Here is a 13,895-nt window from a genome sequence, read left to right on the forward strand (position 1 = left end):
GCTCGCACTGGTCATCGACCCCGCTCGTACCTGGTTCTAGGCTCGAGACAGATCCGCCGTACGCACGACGAGGAGAATCATGAAGCGCACGTTGTTCGAGCCCGAGCACGACCTGTTCCGCAGCTCGTACAAGAAGTTTCTCGAGCAGCACGTCGCGCCGCATCATGCGGAGTGGGAGACGCAGAACATCGTCGACAGAGGTGTCTGGGTCGAGGCCGGCAAGCAGGGCTTCCTGGGCATGGCAGTGCCGGAGGAGTTCGGCGGCGGCGGAGTCAAGGACTTCCGCTACAACGCCATCGTCACCGAGGAGACCACGGCCGGTGGGTACAGCGGCATCGGGTTCACGCTGCACAACGACGTCGTCGCTCCGTATCTCATCGAGCTGACGAACGACGAGCAGAAGCAGCGCTGGTTGCCCGGGTTCTGCTCCGGCGAGCTGATCACCGCGATCGCGATGACCGAGCCGGGCACGGGCAGTGACCTGCAGGGCATCAAGACCAAGGCCGTCCGTGACGGTGACGACTGGGTGCTCAACGGCTCCAAGACGTTCATCACCAACGGCATCAACGCCGACATCGTCATCGTGGTGGCGTGCACCGATCCGGAGAAGGGCGCGCAGGGCTTCAGCCTGTTCGTCGTCGAGCGCGACATGCCGGGCTTCGAGCGCGGCCGCAACCTCGACAAGATCGGTATGAAGGCGCAGGACACCGCGGAGCTCAGCTTCACCGACGTCCGCATCCCTGCCGCCAACATGCTCGGTCAGGAGGGTATGGGCTTCATCTACCTGATGCAGAACCTGCCGCAGGAGCGCCTGTCGATCGCCGTCGTCGCGGCTGCCGCGATGGAGTCCGCGCTCGCGATGACGATCCAGTACTGCAAGGACCGCAAGGCGTTCGGCAAGCCGATCGGCAAGTTCCAGAACACGCGATTCGTGCTGGCGGAGTGTGCGACCGAGACGACTGCCGTCCGCATCATGGTGGACAAGTACATCGAGCAGCTCAACGCGAACGAGCTGTCGGTCCAGGAAGCCGCCATGGCGAAGTGGTGGACCACCGAGAACCAGGTCAAGCTCATCGACCGGTGCCTGCAGCTGCACGGTGGCTACGGCTACATGAAGGAGTACCCGATCGCCAAGGCGTACATGGACTCCCGCGTGCAGACCATCTACGGCGGCACGACGGAGATCATGAAGGAGATCATCGGTCGCGGTCTGGACCTGTAGGAACCTCGAACACGACGACGCCGGCGCTGGAAATCCAGCGCCGGCGTTCGTGTGTCCGGAATCAGAGCTTGCGCATCACGGTGACGACCTTGCCCAGCACCACGGCGTCGTTCCCTTGAATGGGCTCGAACAGGTCGTTGTGGGGGAGCAGCCAGACGTCCCCACCAGTCCGCTTGAACGTCTTGACGGTGGCCTCTCCGTCGATCATTGCGGCGACGATGTCCCCGTTGTCGGCCACGTTCTGCTGACGCACGACCACCCAGTCACCGTCGCAGATGGCGGCGTCGATCATCGACTCACCGACGACGCGGAGAAGGAACAGCGAGCCGGACCCGACGAGCTCGCGCGGAAGCGGGAACACGTCCTCGACGGCCTGCTCCGCGAGAATCGGACCACCCGCGGCGATACGTCCCAGGACGGGGACGAAGGTCGGTGCGGGCAGGCGATCGTCGTCCGACGACGGTGTGTCCGCGCTGTCGAGGTGATTCGTAGTGTCCGCGGCGACGAGATCGTCCTGCGCGACGGCAGAGACCTCTTCGGGGCGCCCGTTCTCGCCCGGCAGACGCACGTCGACGGCGCGGGGACGGTTGGGGTCGCGGCGCAGGAACCCCTTGCGTTCGAGGGTGCGCAGTTGATGCGCGACCGACGAGGTGGACGTCAATCCGACGGCGTCACCGATCTCCCGGATGCTCGGCGGATAGCCGCGCTCGACGACCGACGCACGGATCACCTCGAGCACTCGCCGCTGACGTTCGGTGAGACCGGACTCGGTGTCGGCGGTCGTGGCCGAGCCGGTCGCTGACGCGCGCCCGCCGACCGTGCCGGATGAGCTGTCGTCCTTCATCGAGATACCTCCATCGGTAGCAGTGGACGTGGGGCAGGTGGTGCTGGTGTCACGTCCGTTGTGCGTGTGTCGAACCTAAACCGAAACGGGACTCGGATCAAACACCTGTTCGAAGCGTGTCGCGTGTTCGATGCACTTTGTCGGACCGGACTGCTATACATCGAACATGCGTTCATTCGAACGCGTGGGCGAATGTGTTGTTCGAACACCTAGGTGCATCGGCGACGCGGACGGCCACCGGCTATCCACGAGGAGTGGTTGCAATGACTCGAAGTGACCTGCTGACTGTCGGCACCGCACGTTCCATCGACATGCATGCACCCGTCCGCACGCGCTGGACCTGCGACGACGATTCCTACTGGGGTGTGGCCGACCGCGCGGCCGGGTCCACGACGACCGACGTGCGCGAGCGCACCACGGTCCGCCGCAGCCCCGCTCCGCGCGACTCCCGCCGCCCCGACGGCGGCACTGTCGACTACCGTCGCCGCTCGAACGGTGTCTCGCAGGTCGAACACCGCACTCGTCGGGGACACGGATTCGCGACGCCCATCGCTGTGGCGCTGATCACAGCAGTGTCCGTTTTGGGGCTGGTGGGGTTGGCGAACATGCGCTCCGCCGACGTTCCGGCACAGCCGTCCATCTCGGAGCAGGTGGAGATGGGCGTCGTCTCCGGACGCTGACACCGGCCGGACACGCCCCCGGGGCCGCGGAAGGCCGTCCCGGTACGCTGGACACACCGAGAGCCGCCGTGGCGCTCGGGAAATGCCCGAGCCATCGAGGGGTCTCTGTCCGATGCACTGCCCGTTCTGCCGTCACCCCGACTCGCGCGTCGTCGATTCGCGTGAAGCGGAAGAGGGCCAGGCGATCCGGCGGCGTCGTTCCTGCCCCGAGTGCGGTCGACGCTTCACCACGGTGGAGACAGCAGTGCTCTCCGTCGTGAAACGCAGTGGCGTGAGTGAGCCGTTCAGTCGCGAGAAGGTGGTCAAGGGAGTCCGTCGGGCCTGCCAGGGCCGCCAGGTCGACAACGACGCGCTCGTCCTCCTCGCCCAGCAGGTCGAGGACACGGTGCGGGCTTCCGGGTCGGCCGAGATCCCCAGCAACGAGGTAGGGCTCGCCATCCTCGGGCCACTGCGCGATCTCGACGAGGTGGCCTACCTCCGATTCGCCTCCGTCTACCGCTCGTTCAGCAGTGCGGACGACTTCGAGCGCGAGATCGAGGACCTTCGTCGCCACCGCGCCGAGCACGATGCCGCCCCCGCCCAGGACGCGGAGCCCGCCGCTCAGCGGTGAGTCAGCGCCGCACCGCACGTCGGACGTCGTCGATGGCCTTGCGCACCCGCTTCTCGCTCACCGGGTACAGCGTTCCCAGGGTCTGAGCGAACAGGTTGACCCTCAGCTCCTCGATCATCCAGGCGATCTCCCGCACGGCATCGCTGCGGCCCACCGAGTCCGGTACCGACCCGAGCAGGGCGTCGTAGTCCGCATAGACGCGGTCCAGCACGTCCATCCCCGCCGCGTCGCGGCGAGCGCTGGACGGGAATGCGCGAAGTCGGCGCTCGGCCGCCGCGAGGTAGCGCGGAAGATGTGGCAGGTGCGCTTCGCCGGTCTCGAAGACGTATCCGGGGAAGATCAGCCCGTCCAGCTGCTGGCGCACGTCGTCCGCGGCATCACCCGTCGCGTCGTCGAGTGCGAGGCGGACCCTCGTCGCGGCACCGAGAGATGGTTCCGCCACCCGGAGCACCGCGGCCGTCCGGCCGGCGAGCTCGCCCCGGACCGCCTTCTCCAGCACCGCATACGCCTCGGGCGTGGACACCGGGCCGCCGTGCTTCATCATGAGCTCGTCGGCCGCGAGGGTGCGGCAGTCCTCGACGAACGCCTCGATGCTTCCGTGCGGATTCTGCCCCAGCGCGAGCCGCTGAGCCGGGGAGCGTCCGGTGAGCAGGTTCTTCGTCGACAATGGGATGGCGTCGAGCAGGAGGCGTCGGGTGCCCTCGCGCATCGCTGCTCGCTGCTCGGCGGCGGTGCCCAGGACACGAACGGCGACCCCGCCCTTCTCGGGAACCAGGGCGGGATACCCGGTCACCTTCTGCGAGTTGACCGTTCGGGTGACGGTGGGCTCGAGTGTGCCGATGGTCTCGGACGTCCACCGTGTCACCGGGGCCTTCTCCGAGTCCTTGGCGGCGACGCCGACCGCAGCGGCCGCGGCGGCACCGAGTCGGGTGCGCAAGGCGGAGAGGGACGTGTCCTTGTCCAGTCGACGGCCGCGATCGTCGACCACCACGAACGTCATCTTCAGGTGGCGGGGCAGCGCGGCCGGGTCGAAATCCGACGGTGCGATCGGCACGGCGCCCATGCGGGTGAGTTCACGCGACAGTGCGACCAGTAGTGGTTCCGTCCTCGGTCGCATCGCCGCGACGGCGGCCACCGCGTGGTCGGGCGCTGGGACGACGTTGCGGCGCAACTCCTTCGGAAGAGTCTTGATCAGGGCCGTCACCAACTCGACGCGCATGCCGGGGACGAGCCAATCGAATCCGACGTCGGCGACGCGGGGGAGGAGGGCGATGGGAATGGTGATGGTGACGCCGTCGTCCTCCTTGCCCGGCTCGAACTGGTAGGTCAGGGGGAACTGCGCCTCGCCCTGACGCCAGGCGTCGGGGTAGTCGCCCTCGACGACCGCGGCGGCGTCCGGGTTGACGACGGTGGCGCGGTCGAAGTCGAGCAGGTCCGGCGTCGTGCGGGATGCCTTCTTCCACCACCGGTCGAAGTGACGGGCCGACACCACGGTCGCAGGTACACGCTCGTCGTAGAAGGCGAAGAGGGTGTCGTCGTCGACGACGATGTCGCGTCGGCGGGCGCGCGACTCCAGTTCCTCGGCGTCGCTGCGCATCTCCTGGTTCGCGTGGAAGAAGCGGTGGTGCGTCCGCCACTCGCCCTGTACGAGAGCGTGGCGGATGAACAAGTCGCGAGACACCTCGGCATCGATACCGCTGAAGGTGACGGGCCGGCGGGCGGCGAGAGGAATGCCGTACAGCGTGACGCGTTCGTAGGCCATCGCCACTTCGCGCTTCGTCGACCAGTGCGGCTCCGAGTACTGGCGTTTGATCAGGTGCGGGGCCAGCTTCTCGGCCCATTCGGGTTCGATGCGCGCACCCATCCGGGCCCAGAGTCTGCTGGTCTCCACGAGTTCGGCCGCCATGATCCAGCGCGGCGGCTTGCGGAACAGGCTCGAACCGGGGAAGACGGCGAAGGTCGACCCACGTGCTCCGAGGAAATCCTTCTTGTCGCCCTCACGAAGACCGATGTGCGACAACAGGCCCGGCAGCAGTGCCTGGTGGATCACGGCATGGTTCGGCTCCGAGGAGTCGCCCGCGTCAGGCATGGTCCAGCCCAGGCCGCGCGTGATCTGGCGCAGCTGACCGTGCAGGTCCTGCCATTCGCGGATGCGCAGGTAATGCAGGAATTCCGATCGGCACATGCGTCGGAACTGGTTGGAGGACAGCTCTCGGCGCTGGTCTCCCAGATACGTCCACAGTTGCCACAGTGCGAGAAAGTCCGAACCCTCCACCACGAAACGCTTGTGCATCTCGTCGGCGGCCTGCTGATGCTCCGCGGGCCGCTCGCGCACGTCCTGGATCGAGAGCGCCGAGACGATGACGAGAACTTCCCGCAGGCATCCGTTGCGGTTGGCCTCGACCAGCATGCGCGCCATGCGCGGGTCGACCGGGAGGCCGGCGAGCTCCTTGCCGAGCGAGGTGAGGACGGGCCCGTCCTCGCCCTGCGACTCGAGCGCCCCGAGTTCGTCGAGCAGGCCCAGGCCGTCACGGATGCTGCGCGGGTCCGGTGCCTCGACGAACGGGAACGCGTCGATTCGGCCCAGTCCCAGCGAGGCCATCTGCAGGATCACCGATGCGAGGTTCGTGCGCAGGATCTCGGGATCCGTGTACTCGGGGCGGGCCTCGAAGTCCTCCTCCGAGTACAGCCGGATGCAGATGCCGTCCGCGACGCGACCGCACCGGCCGGCACGCTGGCGGGCCGACGCCTGCGAGATGGGTTCGATCGGCAGACGCTGCACCTTGGTGCGCAGCGAGTACCGCGAGATGCGCGCGGTTCCGGGGTCGACGACGTACCGGATGCCGGGCACGGTGAGCGACGTCTCGGCGACGTTGGTGGACAACACGACTCGTCGACCGGTGTGGCCGGTGAAGACGCGGTGCTGCTCGGCTGCCGACAGCCGGGCGTAGAGCGGAAGAATCTCGACGTTGCGCAGTCGGCGGTCCTTCAGAGCATCGGCGGTGTCGCGGATCTCGCGCTCGCCCGACAGGAACACGAGGACATCGCCCTCCGGTTCGGTGAGCAGTTCCTCGACGGCGTCGCACGTGGCGTCGACCGGGTCGAGTTCGATGGTCTGCTCGCCGTTCTCGACCGTGAGCGGCCGATACCGGACCTCGACGGGGAACGTCCGGCCCGACACCTCGACGATCGGCGCGTCGACGCCGTTCACCGCGAAGTGGTGCGCGAAGCGGCCAGGGTCGATGGTGGCCGAGGTGACGATGACCTTCAGATCGGGACGCTGGGGGAGCAACCGGGCGAGATATCCCAGGATGAAGTCGATGTTGAGGCTGCGCTCGTGCGCCTCGTCGATGATGATCGTGTCGTACCGACGCAGCAGCCGATCCCGCTGGATCTCGGCGAGCAGGATGCCGTCCGTCATCAGCTTGACGAGGGTGTTGTCGCTGGAGTGGTCGGTGAAGCGCACCGTGTAACCGACGGCGTCGCCGATCTCCTGCCCGAGTTCGTCGGCGATACGTTCCGCGACCGTCCTGGCGGCCAGTCGCCGGGGCTGTGTGTGTCCGATGACGCCCTGGACGCCGCGACCGAGCTCGAGGCAGATCTTCGGAATCTGTGTCGTCTTGCCCGAGCCGGTCTCGCCCGCGACGATGACGACCTGGTTCTCCGCGATGGCGGCTGCGATGTCGTCCTTGCGGGCGGACACCGGCAGTGCCTCGGGGTACGTGATCGTGGGAACGGAGGCTCGACGAGCCGCGATCGTGGCTTCGGCGCGGCCGATGTCGGCAGCGATCGATTCGAGTTCGGCGGGCTTGCGGCTGCGGTCGAGCCGACGGCGCAGCCTGTGCGCGTCACGGAAGGTGAGGTCGGACAGGCGGGCCGTGAGGTCGCGGCGGGTGGGTCCGGAGGACGGGGGAGCAGATGTCGACATGGCTCACGCCAGTTTATCCGTCACCGCGGTGTCAGGATGCGTGGCCCGTCGTCCGTGATCGCGATGGTGTGCTCGGAATGGGCGGTCATGGATCCGTCGGCCGACCGGAGGGTCCATCCGTCCGGGTCCATGACGAGCTTCGCCGTCCCGCGGGACCACCAGGGTTCCAACGCGAGTGTCATGCCGGCCCGGAGTGTCAATCCCGATCCCGCACGGCCGGCGTTGGCCACGTGCGGGTCCTCGTGCATCGTCCGGCCCAGGCCGTGACCACCGAAATCGGTGTTGACCTGCTTTCCGGTCTCCCGGGCGACGTTCTCGATCGCCGCCGAGATGTCCCCGAGTCGCCCACCGACGACGGCCGCGGCGATGCCGGCATCCAGTGCGCGCCGGGTGCTCTCGATCAGTTCGACGTCTGCGGGATCAGGGTTGTCGCCGACGACGACGGTCAGCGCCGAGTCGGCGACCCATCCGTCGATGGAGACAGCGAAGTCCAGGCTGAGGACGTCCCCTGCGGCGAGCGTGTGGTCGAACGGGAGGCCATGCAGTACACGGTCGTTGACCGACAGGCAGATGACGTTGCGGAACGGCCCGCTGCCGAACTCGGGGGCGTAGTCCCAGTAGCAGGACACCGCGCCGCGGGTGGCGACGAGGTCGCGGCAGTGATGCTCGAGATCCATCAGGTTCACGCCGGGCTGCGCCTGCTCCGACAGCGTCGTCAGTGTCTCGGCCACGAACGCGCCGGTCACCGCCATCTTGTCGATCTCGGCAGGGCCCTTGAGCTCGATCATCCGTCCATCGCTTCCTGTCGGTATTTCAATACCAACGAACGGTAGCAGACCGGTACAGGAATACCGCTATGCTGACCTCGTGGTCCGCATTCCCCTGAGTCCCGAGCAGGTCGAGGCCGGTCGTCGCCTCGGCGCCGTCCTGCGCGCCGCACGAGCGGGACGAGACCCCGAGATCGTCGCCCGTGACGCCCGGATCTCACCCGAGACGCTCCGCAAGATCGAGGTGGGTCGGATCGCGAGCCCCAGCTTCGGGACCGTGCTGCAGATCTGTGCGGCACTGGGACTGCCGGTATCCGACGCGGTGGACGCATGGCAGGGCGACAGGGAGCATCGCGTCGCGATCTAGTGCTTCGTTGCTCGGCGCCGAGGACCGCGCTCGTGTGAGGATCGCTCCATGACTCCGCCGGACGATCGCGTCGCCACCCCTGTCGCGCTGCGCGTTCTCCGAGTCGTCGCCGCGCTGCTCGGGCTGGCCGCCCTGATCTGGATCCCCGTCCGGTCCGCGGACGTCGCCGGATTCTCGCTAGCCAACTTCTTCAGCTACTTCACCGTGCTGAGCAACGTGCTGGCCGTCGTGGTCTTCGTGATCGGCGGGGTCGTCGATCCCCGCTCCGAGACCTTCGACAGGCTTCGCGGGGCGGCCACGACCTACATGGTGATCACCGGAATCGTGTACGCGGTGTTGCTGTCGAACGTCGACGTGCAGATCCAGGACGCGTGGACCAACTCGGTGCTGCACCGCATCGTGCCCGTCCTCATCGTTCTCGACTGGATCCTGGCGCCACCACGTCGTCGCAGCGCGGAGAGCGGGCCGGTACTGTGGTTGGTCTTTCCCCTGGTCTACGGGGTCTACAGCCTGATCCGCGGGCCCATCGTCGAGTGGTACCCGTATCCGTTCCTGGACCCGCGGGAGCGGGGGTACGGCCCCCTCGCGATCGGGCTCGCCGTCCTGGTCGTGGCGTTCCTGCTCATCGCCCTGGCGGTCGACAGAGTGGGCGAACTGGCGGCGTCCCGCCGGTCGCGGAAGCACGCCACGAGTGGCCTAGGCTGACCTCTCGTGACCACTCCCCAGCACACGTCCTCCGCGTTCTGGCACGGCTTCGCCGACATGCACACCGTCGAGTCCGGCGGCCGATTCGTCGTCGCCCGAGGTGAGGGCGCGCGCATCTGGGACACGGCCGGCACCGAGTATCTCGACGGCACCGCGGGTCTGTGGTTCACGAACGTGGGTCACGGCCGCACCGCCATCGCGGACGCCGTGGCGCGGCAGCTGTCCACGCTCGCGCACTACTCGACGTTCGGCGACGTCGTTCCCGACGTGACGCTGGAACTCGCCGACCGCCTCGCAGCGATCGCGCCCGTCGCGGGCAGCAAGGTCTTCTTCACCTCGGGCGGCTCCGACTCGATCGACACCGCTGCCAAGCTGGCCCGGCGTTACTGGCACCAGATGGGCAAGCCCGGCAAGACCGTCGTCGTCGGCCGCCAGAAGGCGTACCACGGCATGCACGTCGCCGGCACCGCACTGTCCGGACTCCCGCTGAACCGGGAGAACTACGGCGAGCTGATGACGGACGCGCGGACGGTCGCGTGGGACGAGGGCAAGGCGCTGCTCGAACTGATCGAGAAGGAGGGCGCGGACACCATCGCCGCGTTCTTCGCCGAGCCGATCATCGGTGCCGGCGGGGTCTACCTGCCGCCCGAGGGCTACCTGCACGAGGTGCGTCAGATCTGCCGCGACCACGACATCCTGTTCGTGGCCGACGAGGTGGTGACCGGATTCGGTCGTATCGGCGGAGCGTGGTTCGCGTCGTCGAAGCTGGGCCTCGAGCCCGACATGATGTGCACCGCGAAGGGTCTGACGTCGGGCTACGTGCCGATGGGTGCGGTCTTCGTCGCCCCGCGCGTCGCCGAGCCGTTCTACGAGGGCGGCGCCTGGTGGCGCCACGGCTACACGTACGGCGGGCACGCCGGCGCCGCTGCCGCGGCCATGGCCAACCTCGACATCATCGAGAACGAGGACCTGCTGACGCACGCGTCGCGCCTCGAAGCCACGCTGCACCGGCATCTCTCACCCCTGGCCTCGCACGACCTGGTCAGCGAGGTCCGCAGTGGGATGGGTGTCGTCGCCGCGGTGCAGTTCGCCGATCCGTCCTACGCGATGCCGTTCGTCAAGACTCTGCGCCGCGAAGGTGTCTCCGCGCGAGCGGCCGGCAACGGCGCGATCCAGTTCTCGCCGGCGTTCGTCATGACCGACGAGCAGGTCGAACAGATGGCGTCCGCCACCGCGCGGGCGCTGGACGCCACGGTGAGCTGAGCGTCGTGGCAGTTCCCGATCACTGGATCCCGCACGCCCGCGAGGACGGCGAGGTGGTCGGGTGGATCGACATGCAGACGGCGACTCCGAATCTGATCCCCATCGATCGACTGGGTCGACCCCTGTCGGCGGTGTCGGAGTGGCCCGATGCGGAAGAAGCGTTGGAGCGCCGCGGCCTCCGGTTCCTCATGAACAGGTTCCGGTTCGAGGGGCGCACGGTGCGCATCCGATCTCTGGACGACCACCGCATCGTCCTGACGACCGCCGCGTCCGATGCTGTGGGGGACGTGGGCGAGGAATACGTGCTCGACTTCCCCGCGGGGCCGGAGTTGGTGGAGTCGCCGTAGTTCCCGCGGACGTCATCGGGAGTGGTGGATGCTGCAGCATCAGCGACTCCCGAGAACGTCAGCGTGTGTGTGGCCTCAACCCCTGCGTGCGCTTTCTGCCACACGATCGTCGCGATGTCCACCGATCCGCAGAATGTGTCGCAATCATGTGGCGTCAGGCGCGCCCCGACTGCAGCCACGAAAATGGGGTCGCGCGCTCGCTGGTCGAGCACCTACCGTGCAAGGGCCGACCGAGAGGGGTTCGACCCTGCGAGAACTGACCTACTACGTCGCCACGAGTCTCGACGGATTCATCGCGGCTCCCGACGGCACCTGGAGCGCGTTCCTCGACGAGGGCGACCATATGGACGTGCTGGTCGACGAGTTCGCGGACACACTTCCCGGACACGTGCAGGATGCGCTCGGGATCCATTCGGACGCAACGATGTTCGACACGGTGATCATGGGGTGGACGACATACTCCGCGGCCCTGGACGTGGGGATCGTCAGCCCCTACCCGCACCTGCGGCAGTTCGTGGCTTCTCGGCACCGGCAGACGGAGTCGCCGGACGTGACGGTCACCGCGGACCCCGTCGCCACCGTCCGCGAGCTCCGTGAGGAGGACGGCGCCGGAATCTGGCTGGCGGGTGGGGGAGCGCTGGCGGGTGACCTCGTCGACCAGATCGACCGACTCGTCCTGAAGATCAACCCGGTTGTTCTCGGAGACGGTGTGCGCCTGTTCGCCGGTGCCCGATACGCTGACCGGCCGTTCGAGCGCACCCGACTGCGGGCGTTCGACTCCGGAGTCGTCATCGCCGAGTACACCCGTCGAGCGGGGGTCGGATCATGAGCGGCCGGGTGTGGCTGATCACCGGTGCGAGTCGAGGGCTCGGTCGCGCGCTAGTGGACCGTGTGCTCGACGTGGGGGACAGCGTGATCGCGACCGTGAGGGGCGAGGCAGACCTTCCCGCTCACGAGCGACTCGTCGTCGATCACCTGGACGTGCGCGATCGCGGCGCGGCGCGGGCGGTCGTCTCGTCCGTCGTCGAGAAGTTCGGCCGCCTCGACGTACTGGTCGACAACGCGGGTCACGGGGCGGTGGGTGCCATCGAGGAGACGACGGAGCAGGAGGCCCGCGACATCGTCGACACGAACTTCTTCGGTGCGCTCTGGCTCAGTCAAGCGGCTGTCGAGGTCATGCGGCCTCGGCGGTCCGGCCACATCGTGCAGATATCGACCGTCGGAGCCGTCGGCACGATGCCCACCCTGGGTCTGTACGCCGCGTCGAAGTGGGCGCTCGAAGCCTTCAGTGAGGCGATGGCAGCTGAGGTGAAGGATTTCGGGATTCGCGTGAGCATCGCGGAGCTCGGCGCGGTCGACACCCAGTGGGGCACAGTAAGCATGCGATTCAGCGCTCCGTCTCCCGACTACGACGATCTGCGGACCGCGGTGTTCGGCACTCCCGCCGTGCCGTGGCCGCGAGAGGGGACGGGCGGTGGGACGGCGCCCGCGGATGCTGCGGCGGCGATCGTCGACCATGTCCGCAGCCCGGGCGACGACAGGCTGCGACTGCTGGTGGGCGATGACGCGCCCGGACAGGTTGCCGAGGCGCTCGCGCGCCGACTGGGGGACTATCGGCGCGACGAGCGTTTTCCCGCGACTGCGCTCGCCACTCCGAGCAGTTAGGAGGTGACGATCGAACGCTAGCGCTTCGTGGACGTGGCCACGGCCAGCCGCTGGTGCAACCGCTCGCGCACCTCGTCCGGTTCGTACTGACGACGCTGACGCTCGTTGCGGGCGACGAGGACGCCGGACGCTGCCACGCCGACGGCGCCGGCGAGACCTGCGACCTTCAGCAGACCGCGCACGGAGATCTTTCGGGATCGTGCAGCCATTCATGAAGGCTAGCGCCACGAACTAGGCTCGTCGTCGATGAGCGTCGACGGAGTGTCCTCAGTCAACCTCGCCACCGCCGTGGAGACCACGCGGACAGGCGATCTCTGGATCTTCCGCGGCCGGTCGGCGGCGGATCGAGCGATCCAGACGCTGACGAACAGCCCGGTGAATCACGTGGGCATGGCCGTGGTCCTCGACGACCTGCCGCCCTTGATGTGGCATGCCGAGTTGGGCCAGTCACTGCCCGACATGTGGACCGGGCGCCATCAGCGCGGCGTGCAGCTGCACGACCTACGCGACGCCGTCACTCACTGGGGCGAGCGCTACGACCAGAAATGCTGGTTCCGGCAACTGCAGTCGCCGATCACGCGTGAACAAGAAGACGAGCTGATGCGGACCATCGCGCGACTCGACGGCACCGCATTCCCGACCACCGCGAAGCTGGCGGGTAGATGGTTCGCGGGGCGGCTCCCAGCGGTGTCGGCCAAGGACGACCGTCGACTCGAGACCGCCTACTGCGCGGAGGTGGTTGCCCTGACGTACGAGGCGATGGGCCTGCTCGATCCACGAGAGTCACCGACGCCGCTGAAACCTTTCGACAAGGTGGGCCTGAAGCCACCGCGGCGCCGCGCGAACTGGTACGACCCCGGCCGGTTCTGGAGCGGCGATCACCTTCCCTTGGCGGAGGGCGTCGAGCTGGGGCGTGAGATCGCGGTCGTGCTGGACTAGTGGTTTCGGTCTGTCACGCGATCGGTGCAGGACAGACGCCGTTCGTTTCTCCGAGCGAGTTGATCTCCGCGTTCGATCTCGGGTCGCCGGCGTAGTCGATCTGGTTCGTGCACCTGTCATCAGGCGCAGCATTCGGATCCGGGTACGAGGCGCCGTTCGGATATGTGCAGACGGAACCATCGCAGGTCGGCGTGTTCGCGGCAATCTCGCTTTGTAGGACCTGATCGTGAACGGACTGGCAGTAGTCGCTGTACCCCGTGACCGTTCCGTCCGACCAGTACGTGACGACCGGTCCCAGGCCCATCTGGCAGTCGACAATCACCGGCTCCGCCTGGACGGGTTCGGTGTAGATCGGTTCGACGTCGACTGTCTCGGTGACCGTCTGCGCGCCGGCGGGGGGTGGTGCGGCGGCAGTCGTCGTGGTCTGCGTGGAGATCGTTGTCGACGGCGCCACGCTCGGCTCCGTCGGCGCACTGTTCTCGGCACCGCAGGACGACAGAACGATGACGGTGCAGGCGAGGAGCGCGGCCCGGAATTTTCTCATGCAGTGTCATCGTC

15 protein-coding genes are annotated in these 13,895 nt (G+C 67.6%); 10 read left to right on the top strand and 5 right to left on the bottom strand.

Annotated features, from left to right (window positions below; all coding sequences use genetic code 11):
* The first annotated feature begins 79 nt into the window (after positions 1-79).
* Entirely contained in the window at positions 80-1,222 is a 1,143-nt protein-coding gene (locus QE449_RS10770) for an acyl-CoA dehydrogenase family protein (RefSeq protein ID WP_027505144.1), read from the top strand.
* Positions 1,223-1,283: 61 nt separating this feature from the next.
* Here QE449_RS10770 and lexA read toward each other — a convergent pair whose 3' ends face one another.
* On the bottom strand, positions 1,284-2,066 hold the full coding sequence (gene lexA / locus QE449_RS10775; protein WP_307108796.1) for a transcriptional repressor LexA: 783 nt from the start codon (positions 2,064-2,066) through the stop codon (positions 1,284-1,286).
* Positions 2,067-2,329: 263 nt separating this feature from the next.
* On the opposite strand from lexA, the gene QE449_RS10780 reads away from it, so the two are divergent.
* Together QE449_RS10780 and nrdR are read left to right on the top strand one after the other, a co-directional pair.
* Positions 2,330-2,746 carry a hypothetical protein gene (locus tag QE449_RS10780; protein WP_027505146.1) on the top strand — a complete coding sequence of 139 codons (417 nt, stop codon included), beginning with the start codon at positions 2,330-2,332 and terminating at the stop codon, positions 2,744-2,746.
* A 112-nt stretch (positions 2,747-2,858) separates the two neighbouring features.
* On the top strand, positions 2,859-3,356 hold the full coding sequence (nrdR, locus tag QE449_RS10785; protein WP_027505147.1) for a transcriptional regulator NrdR: 498 nt from the start codon (positions 2,859-2,861) through the stop codon (positions 3,354-3,356).
* A gap of 1 nt (position 3,357) precedes the next feature.
* Here nrdR and hrpA read toward each other — a convergent pair whose 3' ends face one another.
* Together hrpA and map are read right to left on the bottom strand one after the other, a co-directional pair.
* On the bottom strand, positions 3,358-7,284 hold the full coding sequence (hrpA, locus tag QE449_RS10790) for an ATP-dependent RNA helicase HrpA (protein ID WP_307108797.1): 3,927 nt from the start codon (positions 7,282-7,284) through the stop codon (positions 3,358-3,360).
* A gap of 20 nt (positions 7,285-7,304) precedes the next feature.
* Positions 7,305-8,072: a type I methionyl aminopeptidase gene (map, locus tag QE449_RS10795; RefSeq protein WP_027505149.1), complete on the bottom strand. Its 768-nt coding sequence runs from the start codon at positions 8,070-8,072 to the stop codon at positions 7,305-7,307.
* 79 nt (positions 8,073-8,151) lie between these two features.
* Between map and QE449_RS10800 the strand changes: the two genes are divergently transcribed.
* The 6 genes from QE449_RS10800 (at position 8,152) to QE449_RS10825 (ending at position 12,398) form a co-directional block, all read left to right on the top strand.
* The gene (locus QE449_RS10800) at positions 8,152-8,418 is read left to right on the top strand and encodes a helix-turn-helix domain-containing protein (RefSeq protein ID WP_027505150.1); all 267 of its coding nucleotides are present in this window, start codon (positions 8,152-8,154) and stop codon (positions 8,416-8,418) included.
* A 48-nt stretch (positions 8,419-8,466) separates the two neighbouring features.
* A complete protein-coding gene (locus QE449_RS10805) occupies positions 8,467-9,123 on the top strand; it encodes a Pr6Pr family membrane protein (protein ID WP_222630917.1) in 657 nt (218 codons plus the stop codon).
* Between the two features lie 57 nt (positions 9,124-9,180).
* On the top strand, positions 9,181-10,386 hold the full coding sequence (locus tag QE449_RS10810; protein ID WP_222631506.1) for an aspartate aminotransferase family protein: 1,206 nt from the start codon (positions 9,181-9,183) through the stop codon (positions 10,384-10,386).
* Positions 10,387-10,391: 5 nt separating this feature from the next.
* Positions 10,392-10,733, top strand: a complete 342-nt coding sequence (locus tag QE449_RS10815; protein WP_222637645.1) for a hypothetical protein — start codon at positions 10,392-10,394, stop codon at positions 10,731-10,733.
* 217 nt (positions 10,734-10,950) lie between these two features.
* A complete protein-coding gene (locus QE449_RS10820) occupies positions 10,951-11,562 on the top strand; it encodes a dihydrofolate reductase family protein (protein WP_307108798.1) in 612 nt (203 codons plus the stop codon).
* Positions 11,559-12,398, top strand: coding sequence for an SDR family NAD(P)-dependent oxidoreductase (locus QE449_RS10825; protein ID WP_307108799.1), 840 nt, complete (start codon positions 11,559-11,561; stop codon positions 12,396-12,398). The genes QE449_RS10820 and QE449_RS10825 overlap by 4 nt, the downstream gene beginning before the upstream one ends.
* 17 nt (positions 12,399-12,415) lie before the next feature.
* On the opposite strand, the gene QE449_RS10830 is transcribed toward QE449_RS10825, so the two are convergent.
* Positions 12,416-12,607, bottom strand: coding sequence for a hypothetical protein (locus tag QE449_RS10830; protein ID WP_037185345.1), 192 nt, complete (start codon positions 12,605-12,607; stop codon positions 12,416-12,418).
* A gap of 37 nt (positions 12,608-12,644) precedes the next feature.
* Between QE449_RS10830 and QE449_RS10835 the strand changes: the two genes are divergently transcribed.
* Entirely contained in the window at positions 12,645-13,337 is a 693-nt protein-coding gene (locus tag QE449_RS10835; protein WP_027505155.1) for a hypothetical protein, read from the top strand.
* Positions 13,338-13,350: 13 nt separating this feature from the next.
* Here QE449_RS10835 and QE449_RS10840 read toward each other — a convergent pair whose 3' ends face one another.
* Entirely contained in the window at positions 13,351-13,881 is a 531-nt protein-coding gene (locus tag QE449_RS10840; RefSeq protein WP_307108800.1) for a hypothetical protein, read from the bottom strand.
* Positions 13,882-13,895: the final 14 nt, after the last annotated feature.

This window comes from Rhodococcus sp. SORGH_AS_0303, from assembly GCF_030819335.1.
Taxonomy (GTDB): domain Bacteria; phylum Actinomycetota; class Actinomycetes; order Mycobacteriales; family Mycobacteriaceae; genus Rhodococcoides.